This is a genomic window from Streptomyces sp. NPDC002574 (assembly GCF_042889545.1).
In the GTDB taxonomy this organism is placed as follows: domain Bacteria; phylum Actinomycetota; class Actinomycetes; order Streptomycetales; family Streptomycetaceae; genus Actinacidiphila.
Window position 1 is genome coordinate 24,943 of sequence record NZ_JBIARB010000004.1, and the last position, 18,197, is coordinate 43,139.

16 protein-coding genes are annotated in these 18,197 nt (G+C 74.5%); 9 read left to right on the forward strand and 7 right to left on the reverse strand.

Going from position 1 to position 18,197, the window contains the following annotated elements; genetic code table 11:
• Positions 1-41 precede the first annotated feature (41 nt).
• Genes ACFYXS_RS10015 through ACFYXS_RS10030 form a run of 4 tightly spaced genes read left to right on the forward strand, consistent with a single transcriptional unit; the run spans position 42 to position 3,255 of the window.
• Positions 42-890, forward strand: a complete 849-nt coding sequence (locus ACFYXS_RS10015) for an AraC family transcriptional regulator (RefSeq protein WP_389245885.1) — start codon at positions 42-44, stop codon at positions 888-890.
• Between the two features lie 10 nt (positions 891-900).
• Positions 901-1,695 carry an AzlC family ABC transporter permease gene (locus ACFYXS_RS10020; RefSeq protein WP_389245887.1) on the forward strand — a complete coding sequence of 265 codons (795 nt, stop codon included), beginning with the start codon at positions 901-903 and terminating at the stop codon, positions 1,693-1,695.
• Positions 1,692-2,000, forward strand: a complete 309-nt coding sequence (locus ACFYXS_RS10025; RefSeq protein WP_319659220.1) for an AzlD domain-containing protein — start codon at positions 1,692-1,694, stop codon at positions 1,998-2,000. The genes ACFYXS_RS10020 and ACFYXS_RS10025 overlap by 4 nt, the downstream gene beginning before the upstream one ends.
• Positions 2,001-2,049: 49 nt before the next feature.
• Positions 2,050-3,255 carry a PucR family transcriptional regulator gene (locus ACFYXS_RS10030; RefSeq protein WP_389245889.1) on the forward strand — a complete coding sequence of 402 codons (1,206 nt, stop codon included), beginning with the start codon at positions 2,050-2,052 and terminating at the stop codon, positions 3,253-3,255.
• Positions 3,256-3,271: 16 nt separating this feature from the next.
• Here ACFYXS_RS10030 and ACFYXS_RS10035 read toward each other — a convergent pair whose 3' ends face one another.
• The gene (locus ACFYXS_RS10035) at positions 3,272-4,180 is read right to left on the reverse strand and encodes a hypothetical protein (protein ID WP_389245891.1); all 909 of its coding nucleotides are present in this window, start codon (positions 4,178-4,180) and stop codon (positions 3,272-3,274) included.
• Positions 4,181-4,543: 363 nt separating this feature from the next.
• Here ACFYXS_RS10035 and ACFYXS_RS10040 point away from each other — a divergent pair, with 363 nt between their 5' ends.
• The 4 genes from ACFYXS_RS10040 (at position 4,544) to ACFYXS_RS10055 (ending at position 10,153) form a co-directional block, all read left to right on the forward strand.
• Complete coding sequence (locus tag ACFYXS_RS10040; protein WP_389245893.1) at positions 4,544-6,964, forward strand: SpoIIE family protein phosphatase; 2,421 nt, start codon at positions 4,544-4,546, stop codon at positions 6,962-6,964.
• Between the two features lie 107 nt (positions 6,965-7,071).
• Positions 7,072-7,467, forward strand: a complete 396-nt coding sequence (locus ACFYXS_RS10045; protein WP_389245895.1) for a hypothetical protein — start codon at positions 7,072-7,074, stop codon at positions 7,465-7,467.
• Positions 7,468-7,577: 110 nt separating this feature from the next.
• Positions 7,578-9,050, forward strand: coding sequence for a SulP family inorganic anion transporter (locus ACFYXS_RS10050; protein ID WP_389245897.1), 1,473 nt, complete (start codon positions 7,578-7,580; stop codon positions 9,048-9,050).
• A gap of 137 nt (positions 9,051-9,187) precedes the next feature.
• Complete coding sequence (locus ACFYXS_RS10055; RefSeq protein WP_389245899.1) at positions 9,188-10,153, forward strand: polyphosphate kinase 2 family protein; 966 nt, start codon at positions 9,188-9,190, stop codon at positions 10,151-10,153.
• Here ACFYXS_RS10055 and ACFYXS_RS10060 read toward each other — a convergent pair.
• Both ACFYXS_RS10060 and ACFYXS_RS10065 read right to left on the reverse strand, forming a co-directional pair.
• Positions 10,147-12,051, reverse strand: a complete 1,905-nt coding sequence (locus ACFYXS_RS10060) for a Na+/H+ antiporter NhaA (protein ID WP_389245901.1) — start codon at positions 12,049-12,051, stop codon at positions 10,147-10,149. The two genes, ACFYXS_RS10055 and ACFYXS_RS10060, sit on opposite strands and share 7 nt — an antisense overlap.
• Before the next feature lie 177 nt (positions 12,052-12,228).
• Positions 12,229-13,179 (reverse strand): alpha/beta fold hydrolase, encoded by a 951-nt coding sequence (locus ACFYXS_RS10065; RefSeq protein WP_389245904.1) that lies wholly within the window; start codon positions 13,177-13,179, stop codon positions 12,229-12,231.
• Between the two features lie 66 nt (positions 13,180-13,245).
• Between ACFYXS_RS10065 and ACFYXS_RS10070 the strand changes: the two genes are divergently transcribed.
• Complete coding sequence (locus ACFYXS_RS10070; protein ID WP_389245906.1) at positions 13,246-13,794, forward strand: helix-turn-helix domain-containing protein; 549 nt, start codon at positions 13,246-13,248, stop codon at positions 13,792-13,794.
• Here the strand turns inward: ACFYXS_RS10070 and ACFYXS_RS10075 are convergent.
• The 4 genes from ACFYXS_RS10075 to ACFYXS_RS10090 all read right to left on the reverse strand — a co-directional run bounded on the left by ACFYXS_RS10075 (position 13,742) and on the right by ACFYXS_RS10090 (position 18,141).
• On the reverse strand, positions 13,742-14,935 hold the full coding sequence (locus ACFYXS_RS10075) for a PP2C family protein-serine/threonine phosphatase (RefSeq protein WP_389245908.1): 1,194 nt from the start codon (positions 14,933-14,935) through the stop codon (positions 13,742-13,744). The genes ACFYXS_RS10070 and ACFYXS_RS10075 overlap by 53 nt on opposite strands.
• Positions 14,936-15,018: 83 nt before the next feature.
• Positions 15,019-15,645, reverse strand: a complete 627-nt coding sequence (locus ACFYXS_RS10080) for a hypothetical protein (protein WP_389245910.1) — start codon at positions 15,643-15,645, stop codon at positions 15,019-15,021.
• 29 nt (positions 15,646-15,674) lie between these two features.
• Positions 15,675-16,313 (reverse strand): DUF1707 domain-containing protein, encoded by a 639-nt coding sequence (locus ACFYXS_RS10085; protein ID WP_389245912.1) that lies wholly within the window; start codon positions 16,311-16,313, stop codon positions 15,675-15,677.
• Positions 16,314-16,383: 70 nt separating this feature from the next.
• Positions 16,384-18,141: an FAD-dependent oxidoreductase gene (locus ACFYXS_RS10090; protein ID WP_389246864.1), complete on the reverse strand. Its 1,758-nt coding sequence runs from the start codon at positions 18,139-18,141 to the stop codon at positions 16,384-16,386.
• Between the last annotated feature and the right edge of the window lie 56 nt (positions 18,142-18,197).

Below are 18,197 nucleotides of genomic sequence, written 5' to 3' on the forward strand. Positions count from 1 at the left end.
CGCCCGCAGGATCCGGGGCCGGGGCGGCGCAGAATGGGGACATGGCAGGGGAGGAACGGGCGCGGCACTGGCGGCATCCGGGGTTACCGGACGTCGATCTGCTGCGGGCGCGGTACGTGCGCAAGACGTTCGTGCGGCACACGCACGAGTCGTTCGTGATCGCGGGCATCACCAAGGGCGTCGAGGCCTTCCAGCACCACGGCACGGTCGAGCGGGCCGGGCCGGGGGCGCTGGCGCTGGTCAATCCGGACGTGGTGCACACCGGCTACGCCGGAGTGCCGGAGGGGTGGGCGTACAGCGTGATCTACCCCGGGGTGGACGTGGTCGCCGACGTGGCCGCGGAGACGACGGTGATCCGCGGGACGCCGCGCTTCGCGACAGCGGTGGCCGAGGACCCGGAGGCGGTGCGCCTGGTCACGGAGGTGCTGCGGGCGGCCGAGGCGCACAACGCCCTCGCCGCCGACACCATGATGCGGCTGGTCATCGCGCGCCTGCTGCGGGACCACGGCGGCACGATGGCGGCGCGGACGCCGCTGACGGCCGGGGCGCGCAATGCGCAGCGCGCCCGGGAGCTGCTGGAGGACCGGCTGGCCGATCCGCCGCCCCTGGCGGAGCTCGCGGCGGCCCTGGACACGAGCCCCTTCTCGCTGCTGCGTGCCTTCCGCGACCTGTACGGGATGCCGCCGCACGCCTGGCTGACCGACGCGCGGGTGCGCCGGGCACGCCGTCTCCTGGACGCCGGAACGGCGCCGGCCGCGGCGGCCGTGGCCGTCGGCTTCACCGACCAGCCGCACCTGAACCGGCACTTCACGCGCATCGTCGGTGTACCGCCCGGCGCCTACCGGCGGGAGCGCAATAACGTACAAGACGGCTCCCAGGGCGCCGCCTAACGTCGTCCGGGTGACCGCAGCACCCATGGACGCAGAGAACACCGAGACCGGGAACGCCGGGAACACCAAAAACGCAGACAACACAGACAACGCAGATAACACAGACAACGCCCCCGAGGACGCGCGCTCCGGCCGGCCGCGTCCGGCCGTGGTCCGCGACGCCCTGGGAGTGGGCGTCGCGGTGGGGCTCTCCGGATTCGCCTTCGGCGTGACCTCGGCCGGAGCCGGGCTGAGCCTGCTGCAGACCTGCGCGCTCAGCCTGCTGGTCTTCACCGGCGCCTCGCAGTTCGCGCTCGTCGGCGCACTGGGAGCGGGCAGCGGGGCCTACGCGGCCGCGGCGGGGGCCTTCTTCCTCGGCATACGCAACGCCTTCTACGGGCTCCGCCTGTCCGGACTGCTCGGGCTGCCGCGCGCCCTGCGCCCGTTGGCGGCGCAGTGGGTGATCGACGAGACCTCGGCCGTGGCGCTCGCCCAGCCCGACCGGGCGAGCGCCCGCCTCGGATTCACCGTCACCGGCGCCTGCCTCTACGCGTTGTGGAACCTGACGACGCTCGGCGGCGCCCTGGGCGCCGCCGCACTCGGCGACCCGGCCGACTGGGGCCTGGACGCGGCCGGCCCCGCGGTGTTCCTGGCGCTGCTCGCGCCCATGCTGCGGGGCCGCCGCGAACGGGCCACGGCGGCCGTCGCGGTTCTCCTCGCGCTGGTCGGCCTGCCGTTGCTGCCGGCCGGTGTGCCGATCCTGGTCGCGGCGCTCGCCGCGCCCCTCGTCCTGGTCACCACCCGCCGCAAGGAGAACGTGCGTTGAGCACCTGGATCGCCATCGCGGCCACCGCGTTCGGCTGCTACGCCGTGAAACTGCTCGGTCTCTCCGTTCCGGCCGGCTTCCTGGAACGCCCCCTGGTGCGGCGGCTGGCCGCACTGCTGCCCATCGCGCTGCTGGCGGCGCTGACGGCACTGCAGACCTTCGGTGAGGGCCGCACCTTGGTGCTGGACGCGCGCGGTGCCGGACTGGCGGCGGCCGCGGTGGCGTTGGTGCTCCGCGCGCCTTTCCTCGTGGTCGTCGCGGTGGCGGTCGTGGTGACGGGATCGCTGCGGGCCGTCACGGGGTGACCCGTTAGGGTGACCCGTCACAACCGTTGCGGAAGTGGGGGTGGGGACGATGGGGGCCGACGCCCTGCCGGTCCTCTCCGACGCGGCCCGTGCTCTCGCCGCGCGCTGCGAGTCCAAGGCGGGCGATCTCGCCCGGATCACCGACGCCGCCCTGACCGGCCCCCCGGTGCTCGCGGACCTCGCACCGGAGGTGAAGGACCCCCGCATCGCGGCGGCCGCGCGGCACGGGCTGCGCTGGCTGATCCGGCGCGCCGTACGCGGCGACCGCGGCGACACGCGCCTGTTGCGGGAACGCGCCGCCCAGCACGCCGACGACGGGCTGCCGTTGCACCTCCTGCTCCGCGGCCAGTTGCAGGGCACGCACGCCCTGTGGCGGTCGCTGCGCGCCGCCGCGCGGCCCGGCGAGGAGGACGCGCTGATCGAGCTGGCGGGGTTCCTGCTCGCCGCCCAGGAGTACCTGGTGGGCGCGGTGTCCGAGACGTACGTCGACGAACGGGCCGCCCTGGCGGCCGAGGAGCGCGAACGCGACCGCTCCCTGGTGCGGGCGCTGCTCGACGGCTCGCTCCCCGCCGACCACTTCCCGGCGGCCCGGCTCGGCCTGGCGGACGGCGCCCTGGTGCTGGCCTTGCGCCTGCCGCCCGGCGACGGCCCGGTGCGCGCTCCCCTGGCGGTGCGGCGGGAACTGCGCCGCGTGCAGGCGGCGCTCGACCGGACGTACGGGACGGACGTGCCTGCCGTGCTGGACACCGGTGGCGGTCACGCGGTCGTGCCCGGCCACGCCGTGTCGCACGGCACCGACGAGGACCTGCTGGCGCGGCTGCGGCACGCCTGCTCGCCGGAGATACGGGTGGCCGTCGTGCCCGCCGCGGATCCGGGCGCGATCGCCGGGGCGGCCCGCACGGCCTCGGAGATCCTTCGGGTGGCCCGGGCCGGGGGACTCGCGGCGGGACTGCACCGGCTCGACGACGTCCTGCTCGAGTACCACCTCGCGCACCGCGACGGCAGCGGGGAACGGATCGCGGCGCTGCTCGACCCGATCACCGGGCGGCCGGACCTGGTGGAGACCCTGCGCACGTACCTGGGCAGCAGGCAGGAGCGCCGGAGCACGGCCCGGCAGCTGGGCCTGCACCCCAACACCGTCGACAACCGGCTGGCCCGTATCACCGAACTCACCGGCCTCGACCTCGCCACGCCCCACGGCACGGCCCTGGCGCTGGCCGCGCTCCTGCTGCGCGACGCCGCCGCGGCGGGCTGAGGGGGCCGGGGACCCTTCAGCCGTCCAGGGACCGGCCGTAGGCCCGCAGCGTGCGCAGCGCGTCGACGGTGACGACCGGCCGCCACTCGAGCGCGGTCCCGGGAGCCCACGCGTGCCACCGGATCGGCCAGCCGCCGTCCTCCTGCTGCTGCGCCGCGAGGAAGTCCAGTGCCGCGTCCGTCTCGGCGTCCGAGAACCACTGGCGGGCCAGCGAGTCCGGGCCGGTCGCGTAGTCGTACGCGAAGTGGTGCTCGCCGGGCGCGTAGCCGGACGGGACGGGCTCGTCCCCCGCGCGCCGCGGGTCCAGCGCGACGAGGCGCTGCTCGCGCACCAGGCGCCCCAGCCGCGCGGCCGCCTCCCGGGCCCGCATCCGGTCCGGCGCGTGGTCGAGGAAGGCCAGGGCCGCGACGACCTCGTAGGGATGGGTCTTGTCCAGCGCGTCGATCGCCTCCCAGCAGAAGTCCGTCGCCCGGAACAGCCAGGCGTGCCACACCCCGTTGCGGTGCAGCGTCCCGACCACCGGCGCGGTGGTCAGCAGGTCGCCCGGCGGGTCGTCCACCACCGGCAGCCAGGGGGCGACGGGGTAGCCGCGCACGGAGGGGTGCACCGCCGGCAGTGCGCCCTCCGGGGTGGAGACGGCGGTCAGGTAGCGGCAGATCCGCTCGGCGCGCTGGCTGCCGCACCTGCCGATCTCGTCGAGCACGCGCAGGGCGCGGGCGACGTGCAGCGGCTGGCTGACCGGGCCGCGCAGGTCCGGCTCCAGCGCGTGGCCGAATCCCTCGTCGTCGTTGCGGTACGCGGTCAGCGCGGACTCCACCGCGTCCGCCGGCCCGTTCCTGAAGTGGTACGCGAACCTGCGCTGGTCGAGCACGCGTGCGGTCAGCCACACGAAGTACTCGGCGCGCTCTAGCGGGGTTGCTGGCATGTGCGCACAGTAGGCCTCCGTGCGCTCTCTGCATACGGCTGCGCCCTTGGTGCACCCTGCCGTGCGACCACGCGCCCCCCGGCGCGGGACACCCGGTGCCGGAGGTTGACGTTCCGTACGAACCGCGCTGTCGAAGTGCCCCGGAAACCATGGAGTGGGGGAGGGACGACGGCGGATCCACCGCTGTGGAGAACGGGTGCGGAGGATCCGACGGCCCGGCGCGGGGGCGTGCAACGGCCGCTCTGCGCTCCCCGGTCGTCCACGACCGTTGCGCTTCCCCGGGCACCGCCGACCTCGCCGCGCTGCGCCCGGTGGCACCCGGGGGTTTGAATGGGAGGGAAGTCCAGGAAAGCGGGCGCATGGGTGAGCACGCACCACACCGACCTCCGCAATCTCGAGACGCCGCACGACAGCGGCGCCGTGCTCGTGGTCGACGGGCACGGCAGCGTCGTCATGTGCAGCGACGCGGTGCGCGAACTCACCGGTCTGAGGCCCGAGGACCTCTGCGGCCACCCGGTCGCCGACCTGCTCGCCGACCCCGGTCTGTGGCCCCTGGCGGGGTCGCACGGCGATCTGGAGCTGCGCCGCGGGGACGGAACGACCGTCATGGTGTGCATGGAGTCGCGGCGCATGCTGGCGCCCGGCGGCGAGGGACTCGTCGTGAACATCACGCCCCTGTCGCTCGCCGTCCGCCGCCAGGAGGACCAGGCACTGGTCAGGGCCCTGTTCCGGCAGCAGCGGGTGGGACTCGCGATCCACGGCATGGATCTGACCACGACCCGCCTCAACCTCGCCCCGCACACCCTGGGCCATGTGCCGGTGGCCGACAACACGGCGGAGGCGTTCATCCGCGGTGTCGAGGACGAATTGATCCCCCCGGACGCCGAGGCGGTGCGCGCGCAACTGCGGCGGGTCGCGGAGACGGGGGAGCCGATGGTCGACTGGGTGCACAGCGCTCGGCTGCGGAGCGCGCCGGAGCAGGAGCGGGCGCTGTCGTTCTCCGCCTTCCGGTTGAACGCGTCCACCGGCCGCCCCATCGGTGTCGCGGTCGTCTTCACCGATGTCACGCAGGAACACGCGGCGCGTGAGCGCATGTCACTGCTGCAGGCCGCCGCCGAACGGATCGGCCGCAGCCTGGCCGTCCCCACCGTCGCCCGGGAGCTCGCGGACGTCCTGATCTCGAGGGGCTTCGCCAGCCTGGCGGCCGTGGACCTCACCCAGGGTGTGCTGATCGGACAGGAACCCGGCGAGGCGGGACCTGGGGCCGGCTTCCAGCGGGTCGCGGTGGCCTCCTCCGACGGGCGCTGGCCGCCCGACATCCACCCGCTCGGTGCCACGTTCGAGGTGCCGGGCGTGGCGGCGGAGCACGTCCGCCGGGGCACGGCCGGACTCCTGCCGCACCTGGACCAGTGGCGGGCCGGCCCGGGTCTCCGCTCGGAAGAGGCCCAAGTACTGCTGCCGGAGGCCGCCGATTCGTTCCTCGTGGTGCCGCTGAGCGCCCGCGGCCTGGTGCTGGGCACCTTGATGCTGTGGCGCACCCGCGACGTCGCCCCGTTCGGCCAAGGGGACGCGGCCCTCGCCGAGGAGATCGCCTCGCGGACCGCCCTCGGCCTGGACAACGCCCGCCGCTACACCCGTGAGCACCGCACCGTGGAGGCACTGCAGCGCAGCCTGCTGCCGCCGGCCGTCACCGAGACCCGCGCGGCGCGGACCGCCGGCAGCTACGTCCCGGCCGGCAGCACGGAGGGCGTCGGCGGCGCCTGGTTCGACGTCATCCCGTTGTCCTCCTCGCGGCTGGCGTTCGTCATCGGCGACGTGACCGGCCATGGCCTCAACGCAGCGGCCACCATGGGCCGGCTCCGCACCGCCGTGCAGACGCTGGGCGACCTCGACCTGTCGCCGGGCGAACTCCTCGCCCATCTGGACGACCTGGTGGTCCGGCTCGGCGACCTGGACCTGCCGCCGGAGGACGGACCCGGGGACGCACCGCCGCCGGCGACCGGGGCGACCTGCCTGTACTGCGTGTACGACCCCGTGGCGGGCCGCTGCGACATGGCCAGCGCCGGGCATCCGCCGCCGGTCTTCGCCGCTCCCGGCGCCCCCGCCGAGGTCGTCGACGTCAAGCCCGGGCCACCGCTCGGGGTGGACAGCCTGCCCTTCGAGCCCGTGGGGTTCGACATCCCGCCGGGCAGCATGCTCGCCTTCTACAACCTGCCGCTGCTGTCGCAGCCCGACGGCACCCCGGCGGAGCGGCTGGCCCGCATGCGCGCCGTGCTCTCCACCGACGCCGCGGAGAGCGCCACGCCCACCCGCACCGGCCGCACGCTCCTGGACGAACTGCTCCCCGAGCCGCCCGACGACGACGTGACCCTGCTCGTCGCGCGCATGCGGCCGCTGCCCCCCGACGCCGTGGCCACCTGGCGGTTCCCCGCCGACCCCGCGGTGGTCGCCGAGGCCCGCACGGCGGTGGAGGCGCAGCTGGAGCACTGGAACCTGACGCACCTGGCGTTCCCCACCGAGCTGATCACCAGCGAACTCGTCACCAACGCCATCCGCTACGGCGGCGCCCCCGTGGGCCTGCGCCTGATCCGCGACGAGAACCTGGTCTGCGAGGTGTCCGACGCCAGCCAGACCCAGCCGCGGCTGCGCCGGGCGCGCCTGTCCGACGAAGGAGGGCGCGGCCTGTTCCTGATCGCGCAGCTCTCCAGCCGCTGGGGGAGCCGCTACACGGACACCGGCAAGACGATCTGGGCGGAGCAGGCCCTGGGGGACGCCGGGCGGTGACCGCGGCGTTCACCATTGCGGGTGAAACGCGCGGACCCGCGCCCCGGGCGGCCCGGGTTTCGCGGGGTCGGGAGGTTCCCTCGTAGGAGGAACTCAAGGGGGTCCCCATGCGGCCTGACGCCTGCACCCGCCGCCCCACGCGGCGCGGCATGTGGTGCGCGGCGGTCCTGGTCGCCCTGTTCGCGCTCCTGCACGCGGCCCTCACGCCCGCCGGCGCGCACGCGGCCTCCCCCGGGACCGGCCGGTGCGCCGCGCCCGCGTGCGCTCCCCTCCGGGCACTGGCCGTCCCGGCCGACAGCGGGCACCACGGGGGCGGCCCCGGCTCCTGCCGTGTGGGCGCCCCGCACTCCCGGTACGGGCACGCCGTACGCGACTTCGCGACGGCCGTGACGCACGACGACCGTGCCCGGGCGGCCGCGCCGGACGGCGGTGCGTGCCGTGCCGCCACTGCCGCCGCCCAACCGCCGAACGCTCCCTCGGCGCCGCCCGTTCCGCGCTGCTGACAGGGCAGGGGCCGCTCGCCCCCGCGCAGGGGACGTGGCCCGTCCCCGGTCCGCCCGGCCCTCGTGGGCCGGGCGCCCCCTGTCCGCGATCCGCAACGAAGGTGCACGCCATGCCTCCTGCCGTCCAGTCCGTCACCCGCGTCCTGCGCACCGACCTCACCGCCTCGCTCGTCGTCTTCCTCGTCGCCCTGCCGCTGTGCGTGGGCGTCGCCGTCGCCTCCGGCGTCCCCGCAGAACTGGGCCTGGTCACCGGCATCGTGGGCGGCCTGGTGACCGGCCTGCTGCCGGGCAGCAGCCTCCAGGTCAGCGGGCCGGCCGCGGGCCTCACCGTGCTCGTGTACGAGGCCGTGCGGGAGCACGGTGTGGCGGCGCTCGGCGTCGTCGTCCTCGCCACCGGCGTGCTGCAACTCGTCCTGGGCGCGGCCGGCCTGGGCCGGTGGTTCCGGGCCATCTCGGTGTCGGTGGTCGAGGGGATGCTCGGCGGCATCGGCCTGATCATCATCGTCGGGCAGCTGTACGCGATGGCCGACCACGAGGCACCCGCCTCCGGCCCCGGCAAACTGACGGGTCTGCCCGGCCTGGTCGTCGATGTGGCGACCGAACCGCGGGCGCTGTCGGCCCTGGCCGTCGGGGTGGGGACGATCGCGGTCATCGTGCTGTGGCAGAGGCTGCCCGCCAGGGCCCGGGTGGTGCCGGGGGCGCTCGTGGCGGTCGCCTGCGCCACGGCGGCCGGGGCGCTGCTCCACCTGCCGCTGAAGTCCGTCCAGGTGCGGGGAGTGCTGGACGCGCTGCGGCTGCCCGGCGCCGATACGCTCGGCGGCCTCGCCTCGCTCGAAGTGCTCGGCACCGTGGTGGCGTTCACACTGATCGCCTCCGCGGAGAGCCTGTTCAGCGCGGCTGCGGTGGACCGGCTGCACGACGGCCCGCGCACCCGCTACAACAAGGAACTGATGGCCCAGGGCGCGGGCAACACCGTGTGCGGTCTGCTGGGGGCGCTCCCCATGACGGCCGTCATCGTGCGCAGCTCGGCCAATGTGCACGCCGGGGCCCGCACGAAGGCCTCCCGTGTGCTGCACGGCGTGTGGTTGCTGCTGTTCGCCGCGCTGCTGCCGGCCGTCCTGGGGTACATCCCGCTCGCCGCCCTGGCCGGTGTCCTGGTGCACGCTGGCGTCAAACTGCTGCCGGTCGCCCAGTTGCGGGCGCTGTGGCCCGCGCACCGGGGCGAGGCCGTCGTACTGGCGGTGACCGTCACGGCCATCGTGACGGTCAACATGTTCGAGGGCGTCCTCATCGGGTTGGGGCTCGCCGTCGCCAAGACCGCGTGGGAGATGTCGCAGGTGCACGTGGCCGTCACCGACCGCGGCCAGGGCGCCATCACCGTGCGGCTCAGCGGGAACGCCACCTTCCTGCGCCTGCCGAAGATGCTCGACGTCCTGGAGGCCCTGCCCGCGCACCGTCCGGTCGAACTGGACCTGACGGGGCTGCGGCACCGCGACCACGCCAGCAGCGTCGCCCTGCGCTCCTGGGTGGAGACCCGCACCGCCCCCGGGACCGCCGCCGTGCGGCCGGCACCGGCCGTCTGACCGGCGCCCGGCGGGTCAGGCGAACGGCCGTGGTGCGGTTGACGCGGCCGGCGCACCGGCGGAGCGTTGCGGTACTCCCCGTGACGCCTGCCGGTGCCCGCCGGGGGACGGGGAGCGGGAAGGGAAGGGTGGCCGCGATGGCCGACACGAGTGCCCGGCGCATTGCGGAGTTCATCGAGCCGCTGCGCGTGAAGCCGGGGTCGAAGGTGGACCTGGCCGAGGACTTCGACCCGCGCTACAAGGCCCACCTGACCAAACCGGAGGGCGTGGAACTGCTCAAGGCCGGTGTGGCGCTGCTCGCCGAGTACCAGGCGCGGCTGGCCGCCCAGGACACCTACGGAGTCCTGCTGTGCCTCCAGGCGCTGGACGCCGGCGGCAAGGACGGGACGATCCGCCACGTCATGAGCGGCGTCAATCCGCAGGGGGTGAAGGTCAGCAGCTTCAAAGTGCCCTCCGCCGAGGAACTGGACCACGACTACCTGTGGCGCTATGCCCGCAGGCTGCCCGCCCGCGGGGACATCGCGATCTTCAACCGGTCGCACTACGAGGAGGTCCTCGTCGTCCGCGTGCACCCGCAGGTCCTCGACCGGCAGCGGCTGCCCGGCGCCCCGCACGGCAAGGCGCTGTGGAAGCGCCGCTACCGGGAGATCAACGACTGGGAGCGCTACCTCACGGACAACGGCTTCAAGGTGGTCAAGGTCTTCCTGAACCTCTCCAAGGAGGAGCAGCGCGCCCGTTTCCTGAAGCGGATCGACCTGCCGGAGAAGAACTGGAAGTTCTCCGCCGCCGACGTCCGGGAGCGGCGGCACTGGGACGACTACCAGAAGGCCTTCTCCGAGATGCTGTCGGCCACCAGCACCACCTGGGCGCCCTGGTACGTCGTGCCCGCGGACCGCAAGTGGTTCGCGCGGATCTGCGCGGCGGCCGTGCTCGCGCACACGCTGATGGAGATCGACCCCCAGTACCCGACGGTCGGCGCCGAGGTCCGCGAGGAACTGCTGGCCGCCAGGCGGGAACTGGAGCGGGAAGCCCCGGAGGGCGCCCCGGCCGACCCGTACGAGGCGGACCACCCGGGGACCGGTCCCGGACGCTCCCCTCAGTAGTGACGGAGGGTCTTGGCGCGCTCCAGAGCGGTGTGCACCGCGGCCGACAGCGTCTCGATGTCGTACGCGCCGTAGTGCCGGCGGCCGTTGATGAAGAACGTCGGCGTCCCCGAGACGTTGCTGAGGTCGGCGGACTCGGCGTCCTCCGCCACTCGCAGCGCGACGGGGCGGGCGTCCAGGTCGCGGCGGAAGCGCTCCATGTCGAGTTCGATCGCGCCGGCGAGCCGGACCAGGCCCTGGCCGTCCAGGGACTGGGGGTGGGCGAAGAGCTGGTCGTGCATCTCCCAGAAGCGCTCCTGGACCGCGGCGGCCTCCGCGGCGCGGGCGGCGAGCACGGCGTTGGGGTGCACGTCGGAGAGCGGCAGATGGCGCCAGACGTACCGGACGTCGCCGAAGTCCGCGAGCAGGTCGCGGATGACCGGCTCCGCCTCCCCGCAGTAGGGGCATTCAAAGTCCCCGTACTCGACGACGGTGACCATGGCGTCATGGGGACCGCGGATGTGGTCGCGCTCGGGGTCCACGGGCTCGGCCAGGTCCTCCAACTGCTCCGCCTTGCCGAGCAGCGCCCGTCGCCGCCGGGCCCGGGGCAGCCGGGCCAGTACGAGGGTCACGAGCCAGGTCAGGACGAAGGAGAGGAGAACGGCGCAGAGGATGCCGATCTTGGCCTCGGCGAGCTGCCGGCCTTCGAACGCCCGGTTGGCGATGAGCAGGGCGATGGTGAAGCCGATGCCGGAGATGGCCCCGCCGACCGTCACAGCGCCCCAGCCGACCGGGGGGCGCAGCCGTCCCCGGCTCAGCCACGTCGTCAGCGCGGAGCCGCCCACCATGCCGAGCGGTTTGCCGATCACATAGGCGGCGACGATGCCCAGGGTGATGGCGGAGGTGAAGGCCGCGGACAGCTGGGAGGAGTTCACGGTGATGCCCGCGTTGGCCAGGGCGAACACGGGGACGATCACATAGCTGGTCCAGGGGTGGAAGAGCTGCTGCAGCCGTGCGTTGAGTGACACCGACCTCGCCAGACCGCGGCGCGCCGAGCGTTCCAGGCCCGGCGTCGGCTGCTCCCGGAAGCGCAGGTAGAGCAGGCTTGCCCGGCGCAGGTCCTCGCCGCGGGCCGGGTAGTCGCACGCCATGAGGCCCAGCGCCAGGCCGGTCACGACCGGGTCCACACCCGACTCCAGCATCGCGAACCAGACGGCGACGCCGGTCAGCGCGTACGCGACGCCGCGCCACTCGCCGCAGAGGCGCACCACGTAGTTGCCGATCAGGGTGCCCGCGACGAAGAGGCCGATCGCGGCGAACAGCGCCGGCCAGGACACGCCGCTGGTGTAGGCGATCGCGATGACCGCGAGCGCGACGAAGTCGTCGACCACTGAGGTGGTCAGCACGAAGGCCCGGGTCGCGACCGGCAGCCGCCGTCCCACCAGGGCGTACATCCCCAGCGCGAAAGCGGTGTCCGTGGAGATCACGGTGCCCCAGCCGCTCGCGCCGTGCCTGCCGTGCGTGACCGCGAGGTAGATGGCGAGCGGCAGCAGCATCCCGGCCAGCCCCGCGGCCGTCGGCAGGGTGATCCGCATGCGTTCGCGGAACTCGCCGAGGTCGAACTCGCGCCGGGCCTCCAGGCCCACGATGAAGAAGAACAGCGTCATCAGGCCGCTGTTGACCCACTCCCGCAGGTCCAGGGACACCCCGTGGGACCCCAGGGTCAGCGACAGATGGGTGTGCCAGACCGAGGCGTAGTTGCCGGGCGCCGCGTTCGCCCACACCAGGGCGAGGATCGTGGCGGCGAGCAGATAGGCCGCGCTGGCCGTCTCGGTCCGCAGGAACCGCAGCAGCGGGGCGGACGTGCCCGGACTGCGCGGCGTCTGCCCCGATGCCCGCAGGGACGAGAAGGCACTCACGCGGTCATCCTGGCACGTGCCGGGGGCCGCGGCCCGTCCTTCCGGCCAGGACGTTTCGGTCTCCCGCCCGGCACGGTCCCGGGGAGCGGCTCCACGGTCGTCCGTGGCCGGTGTGCCATGCGGCCGCCCGTCCGCGTCCGCGCGCTCACCGGTGGTGACGCGGCCGGCCGCGCGGGCTCAGCGGGACGCGAGGCGCAGGAGCTCCCCGATCGCGTCGAGCACGGCGTCCGGGCGCTCCTCGTGGAGCCATCCGTGCCCCGCGTCGTCGACGACACGATGGGTGCCGCGCGGCACCGACGCGGCGAGCCCCGCGTGCAGGCCGAGCTTGGCGGCGTTCATGTCCCGCACCGTCCGCTCCGTCCACAGGGCTGCCTGCGTCGGGTCGACGCCCATGGCCGAGAGGACGGTCAGCGGCACGTCCGGGAGATCGCGCGCCCGCCGGAGCTCGTCGGCGACCACGGTGTGCAGATTCCCGTCCTCCACCCACCCGGTCCGCCACGCGGTGAGGTGGTACTCGGCGAGGGCTTCCCGTACGCCCGGCGGCCAGGCGGCGAAGTGCTCGGCCAGCACCTCGCGGGAGCGGTCGATCTGCTCCTGCGTCGCCTCCGGCAGCTCCGCCTCCTTCATCCGTTCCAGCTTCTCGCGGACCTCCCGCGGCGCCTGGGCGTACATGTCCTCGTGGAACGGGTCCAGCAGGAGCAGGCCCGCCGTCTCGCCGGGGAACCGGTGCGCGAAATGGCGTGCGTACGCGGCCCCGAGGGAGTGGCCGACCAGCAGGTAGGGGCCCGGTACGCCCGCCGTGCGCAGCAGGTCGTGCAGTTCGCCGGAGACCTCGGACGCCGTGCGCGGCAGGGGGACCGACGCGCTCCATCCGGTGCCCGCGCGGTCGTAGAGGACGCAGGTGGTCGAGCCGGTGACGCGGTCGTGGAGGTTGAGGTAGTCCAGTCCGACCATGCCGGCGCCGGCCAGCAGCACCACGGCCGGACCCCCGCTGCCGGAGCGGTGCAGCAGGAGCCGGCGTCCGGCGACCTCGTGGAACCGTCCCAGCGGCGGCTGCCGGACCACGGCGGGCCCAGGACCGGCCGCGTCCTCCGGACCGGCCGCTGTCCCGTGCGCTCGTTGTGTCATGCGGGCTGTCTCCCTCCCCATCATTCTCAACTTTGAGAAAGGTATCGGACGTGAGATCGTGTGTCCATGGAACCGGTCGATCTGCTCCTGCACCCGGTGCGGCTCCGCATCGTGCACGCCCTGTCGGGCGGCCGGACGCTCACCACGACACAGTTGTGCGGCCTGCTCCCGGACGTCTCCAAGGCCACCGTCTACCGGCACGTCGGCCTCCTGGCCGACGGCGGCCTGCTGGAGGTCGAGGGCGAGCAGCGGGTGCGCGGGGCCGTCGAGCGCCGCTACCGGCTGCACCGCGCCCGCGCAGTGGTGGACGCGAAGACGGCCGCGTCCGTCGGCCGCGACGACCACCGACGGATCTTCGCGGTGGCCATGGCGACCCTGCTCGCCGAGTTCAACGCCTACCTCGACCGGGACGGCGCCGACCCGGCCGCCGACGCCGTCGGGTACCGCCAGCACGCCGTCTGGCTCAGCGAGGACGAACGCGCCGAGATGATCGAGGAGATGCGTGCCGTCCTCCTCCCGCGTCTGGGACACGGCCCGGCCCCGGACCGGACCCGGCACCTGATCAGCCCGGTCCTGTTCCCCGCCGAGGAACCGCCCGGACGTCAGGACGGCTGAACGACGCGCGGCCCTCGGCCAGGGCCTCGGCGGCCGGCGCGGCCGCGGGGGCGGGCAGGTCGTCGCCGTACTGGACGGCGATCAGCGCGATGTCGTCGTCGAGCTCCATGGGGCCGCCGCCGACGTGGCGGGAGAGGCCGTCCAGTACGTGCCGCAGCAGGTCCTCCGGCTGGGAGCGCGGCCAGGCGGCGACGTGCGCCCCGAGGTCGTAGAACTGGCCGTCGGAGTTGCGGGCCTCGATCGCACCGTCGGTGTAGAGCAGCAGCGTCGCCCGGCGGGAGAAGGGGAACACGTCCACCGGGTAGTCGCCGGGGCTCAGGCTGCCCAGGCCCAGTGGGGGAGACGGCGCCGTGGGCGCCAGCAGCAGGGTGTCCGCCCCGAGGGCCAGGTACGGCGGCGGATGGCCGCAGTTGACCACATGGACCGTGTCGCCCTCGTCCGGCACCTCCATGAGCAGGGCCGTGATGAAACGCTCCACCGCGTCGGCGTCCGACAGGCCCGCCTCCTCGAAGTGGCTGCGCACGCTGAACTCCAGCTCGGCCATCAACTCCTGCAGCGACCGGATCCTGCGGGCACCGGTACGGAAGGCGCCCAGCAGCGCCCCCGCGTCCTCGACCGCCGGCAGGCCCTTGCCCCTGACGTCGCCGATCAGGATGCGCACCCCGGCCGCGCACTTGGACACCGCGTAGAGGTCGCCGCCGATCTGCGCGTGCGGGTGCGAGGCGTGGTACGTGGCCCGGATCCGAAGATGCCCCAGGTGCGCGGGCAGCGGTCGCAGCAGCACGCGCTGGATGGTGTCGGAGACGATCCGTACCTCGGTCAGCTCCCGCACGCTGCGGTCACGGATACTCCGCGAGGCGATGACGAACGCGGAGATCAGCGCGATCTCCGCCAGGTGGACGGCGGGGATCGAGGTGTGCAGGAGGTCGTCGTGGGCGTCCAGCGCGAAGGCGGCGACACAGGACAGAGCGGCGATCACCGTGGTCAGCCGCGGTCCCGCCAGAGCCGCCGTCGTCGCGGGGACGACGGCCATCAGGGACGCGAGGTGCTGCGTGGTCGGGATGACGAAACCGGCAATGAGGATGCCCGCGATCATCACCACTGCCACCATGAGCGGCCCGGGGCCGTGTGCCAGCGTCATCAGCCAGGACCTCGCGGTCGGCGGGCCCGGTGGGGCGGTCCCCTGCGGCGGGTGCCACCGGATACGGCGCCAGAAGGTGCTGCTCATCGCGGTCCCATGGCGTCAGAGGACCCGGAGCCCCGCTTCTCGGGCCGGCAGCCGCGCGCCGGCGGTTGGCTGTCGCATATGTCGAATGTACGCCCGAACGCTCCCCGGTCGCCGGAACGATCACGCGCGGGGCGCGTTCGAGGTCGAACGCCTGCGGCGCGGCGAGCGGACCGCTGTCGGCCAGGATCCGTTCCTCGGGCAGGCTCTCGGGCGCGGGCAGCGCGGCGGCGCACTCGCCCAGCGGGGCGGCGAGGCTCGCACCTGGCGGCCGCCGCCTCCCGGGCGCGGGAGGGCCGGGCGAGCAGCGCCGCGTCGTCGACGGTCAGGTCGGCGGGGTGGTCGGAGCCCAGGGCGCCGAGCAGCCGCGCGGCGGCGGCGCGGTCGGCGTCGCCGATCCAGCCGCCCGCGTCGGCCAGGTCGGTGGCCCGCAGGACGATCTCGCCGATGGCCCGGCTCAGCGGGCGCGGCCGCTGGGCCAGGGTCTCGCCGGCCCAGGCGCCGTCGGCGTAGGCGGCGAGCGAGTCGACCCGGGCGAAGTCGATGCCGATGCGTTCGCAGGCCCGCGACGCCTCGCCGAGCAGTTCGACGGGGTGGCACAGGTGCCGGCTGAGGAACTTCCACAACGTCCTGGTGACGACGGCGGTCGGAGCTCCTAGCCGCGGCCCAGCATCCTGCGGAGGCGGCCCGGACGGCGCGGGGGACGGGGCGGGACGACCACCACGTTGCCGCCCACGATGCGGCCGGTGACCACGATCCGGTGCACGACCGGGGCGTCCCGGTCCCGGTCGCCCGTGCGGCGGTGCACGACGGAGCCGCCGCGGATCTCGACCCCGGCGGCGTCCACCTCGTGGCCCGCCGGGACGATCAGCCGCAGATTGCCGCCGCGCAGCGTCACGTCGACCTCGGTGACCGGTTCGGTGACCGTGGCGGAGGTGAAGTCGAGGACCACATTGCCGCCGCGCACCTCCGCCTCCAGCCTCTTCGGCACCAGCCAGGCCCCCTCGCAGCGGAGGTTCCCGCCCACCCGCCTGGTCTGCACGACGTCCTTCGGCCGGGGCTGCCGCGGCGGCTGCCGCACCAGGTCCTGGCCGGGGAGGTCGGCGACCAGCGGGGCGAGGTCGGCGTAGGTGCGGGCCGCGTAGCAGGCCTCCAGCCGCTCCTCCAGTTCCTCAAGGCTCAGCCGGCCGTCCCCGGCGGCGACCCGCAGGACGTCGGATATCCGGTCGCGGTCCTCGTGCGAGGCCCGCTGCTCCAAGGGGTTCTTGGGTTCCCACGGGGTCGGATGGCTCATGACCGGCACCTTATGGCAGGACGCCCGGGAGGTGGGCGCGGGCCCGTCGCCTCCGGGCCGGACCCGGGGGTCAGCGCCAGGAGGACGGTCGGCCCGGCACCGGCTGCCCCTCCCCCTGGTCCGATGAGCGGACGAGATTGCCCTCCTGCGCGCGGTGCTCGTGCACGAGGCGGATCGCCATCGCCCCCTCGCCGGCCGCGGCGGCCACCCTCTTGACCGAGCCGCTGCGGACGTCCCCGGCGGCGAACACGCCGGGCAGGGTCGTCTCCAGCAGCATCGGGCCGCGCCCGAGCGGTGCCCAGACGTCCGCGTCGGCCGCCGCCTCGGCGGCGGGGCCGGTGAGGACGAAGCCGCCCTCGTCGAGTCCGACCACGCCGCGCAGCCACCGCGTGCGCGGGCGGGCGCCGATGAGCACGAACAGCGCCCTCGCGGTGGCCTCGTGGCACGCGCCGGTGACGGTGTTCTCCACCGTCACCGTTTCCAGCGCGTCCGTGCCGGCGACCGCGCGGATCTCGCTGTCGAGCAGCACCTCGATCCGTGGGTGGCGCCGCACCTGGTCCACCAGGTAGCGCGACATGTGCCGGTCGAGGTCGTCGCCGCGGACCACGAGGCGCACCAGGGGCGAGTGCCCGGCGAGGAGGAGCGCCGCCTGTCCCGCGCAGTCCCCGCCGCCGACGACGGCGACCGGGTGCGGTCCGTACCGGCCCGCCTCATGGACGGTGGCGGCGTAGAAGACGCTGCCGCCCTCGAAGCGCCCGATGCCCGGGACGTCGAGCCTGCGGTAGTGCACGCCCGGCGCCAGGACGACGGCACGGGCCCGGCTGTGCGAGCCGTCGGCGAAGGTGACCGTGCAGTGGTCGTCACCGGCCTCCAGCGCGGTCGCCTCGGCGGGCACGGTGAGCCGCGCGCCGAACCCGTGCGCCTGGAGCACGCAGCGCTCGGCGAGTTCGCGCCCGGAGATGCCGGAGGGGAAGCCGAGGTGGTCCTCGACGCGTGAGGACAAGGCGGCCTGGCCGCCGGTGGCCACCGCGTCGGCGGTGACGGTCGTGAGCCCGTCGGACGCCCCGTGCACCGAGGCCGCGAGACCCGCGGGGCCCGCGCCGATCACGACGAGGTCGTGGACGGCCGGCCGGCGGCCGGGTGCCGGCAGCCCGACGAGACGGGCGAGTTCGGCGGGGGTGGGGTTGCGGAGCACCTGCTGCCCCCTCCAGATGACCACCGGGGTCTGCTCGGGGCGGATGCCGAACCGGCGAAGCAGCGCCTCGGCCTCCTTGTCCCTCTCCAGGTCGATCCACCGGTGGGGCAGCCGGTTGCGCGCCGCGAACTCGCGCAGCCGCAAGGTCCGCGGCGAGTGGCGCGAGCCGAGGACGCGCAGGCCCACGCCGAGCCCGATGAGCAGGGAGCGGCGCCCGAGGTGGGCCCGCAGCACCAGGTCGCCCAGGACCGGGTCGCGGGCGACCAGTTCGCGCTGGCGCGCCACCGGCACGGCGAGGATCTCCCCGGACTCGCGGACCACGGCCGTCTCGAACGCCGTCCGCCCTTCGAGCAGGCCGAGTTCGCCGAGGAACCGGCCGGGGCCGTGGACGGCGACCGCTCGTTCGTCCGGCCCCCCGTAGCCGTGGAGGATCTCCACGGTGCCGCCGAGGAGGGCGAGGAACTCCTGGAAGGGCTCGCCCTCGCGGAACAGCACCTCGCCGTCGTGCGTACGGCGGCGCTCGCCGTGCGCCGAGAGTTCGCCGAGCTGTGCCTGCGTCAGCCGCGGGAAGGCGCCGTAGCGGTCGGGAGTCTCGCGCGCGACACGGCGCGCGGGGGTGGCCGAGGCGTCCATCAGACCGTGCGCCCGGCCGTGCGGACCACGGCCGCCGGGCACGGGCCCGGTTGCCT

What these genes read in the sequence shown, in the direction of transcription:
- ACFYXS_RS10015 (WP_389245885.1), top strand. Translation starts at nt 42, where the DNA reads ATGGCAGGGGAGGAACGGGCGCGGCACTGGCGGCATCCGGGGTTACCG.
- ACFYXS_RS10030 (WP_389245889.1), top strand. Translation starts at nt 2,050, where the DNA reads ATGGGGGCCGACGCCCTGCCGGTCCTCTCCGACGCGGCCCGTGCTCTC.
- ACFYXS_RS10035 (WP_389245891.1), bottom strand. Translation starts at nt 4,180, where the DNA reads ATGCCAGCAACCCCGCTAGAGCGCGCCGAGTACTTCGTGTGGCTGACC.
- ACFYXS_RS10045 (WP_389245895.1), top strand. Translation starts at nt 7,072, where the DNA reads ATGCGGCCTGACGCCTGCACCCGCCGCCCCACGCGGCGCGGCATGTGG.
- ACFYXS_RS10050 (WP_389245897.1), top strand. Translation starts at nt 7,578, where the DNA reads ATGCCTCCTGCCGTCCAGTCCGTCACCCGCGTCCTGCGCACCGACCTC.
- ACFYXS_RS10055 (WP_389245899.1), top strand. Translation starts at nt 9,188, where the DNA reads ATGGCCGACACGAGTGCCCGGCGCATTGCGGAGTTCATCGAGCCGCTG.
- ACFYXS_RS10065 (WP_389245904.1), bottom strand. Translation starts at nt 13,179, where the DNA reads ATGACACAACGAGCGCACGGGACAGCGGCCGGTCCGGAGGACGCGGCC.
- ACFYXS_RS10070 (WP_389245906.1), top strand. Translation starts at nt 13,246, where the DNA reads ATGGAACCGGTCGATCTGCTCCTGCACCCGGTGCGGCTCCGCATCGTG.
- ACFYXS_RS10075 (WP_389245908.1), bottom strand. Translation starts at nt 14,935, where the DNA reads ATGACGCTGGCACACGGCCCCGGGCCGCTCATGGTGGCAGTGGTGATG.
- ACFYXS_RS10085 (WP_389245912.1), bottom strand. Translation starts at nt 16,313, where the DNA reads ATGAGCCATCCGACCCCGTGGGAACCCAAGAACCCCTTGGAGCAGCGG.
- ACFYXS_RS10090 (WP_389246864.1), bottom strand. Translation starts at nt 18,141, where the DNA reads ATGGACGCCTCGGCCACCCCCGCGCGCCGTGTCGCGCGCGAGACTCCC.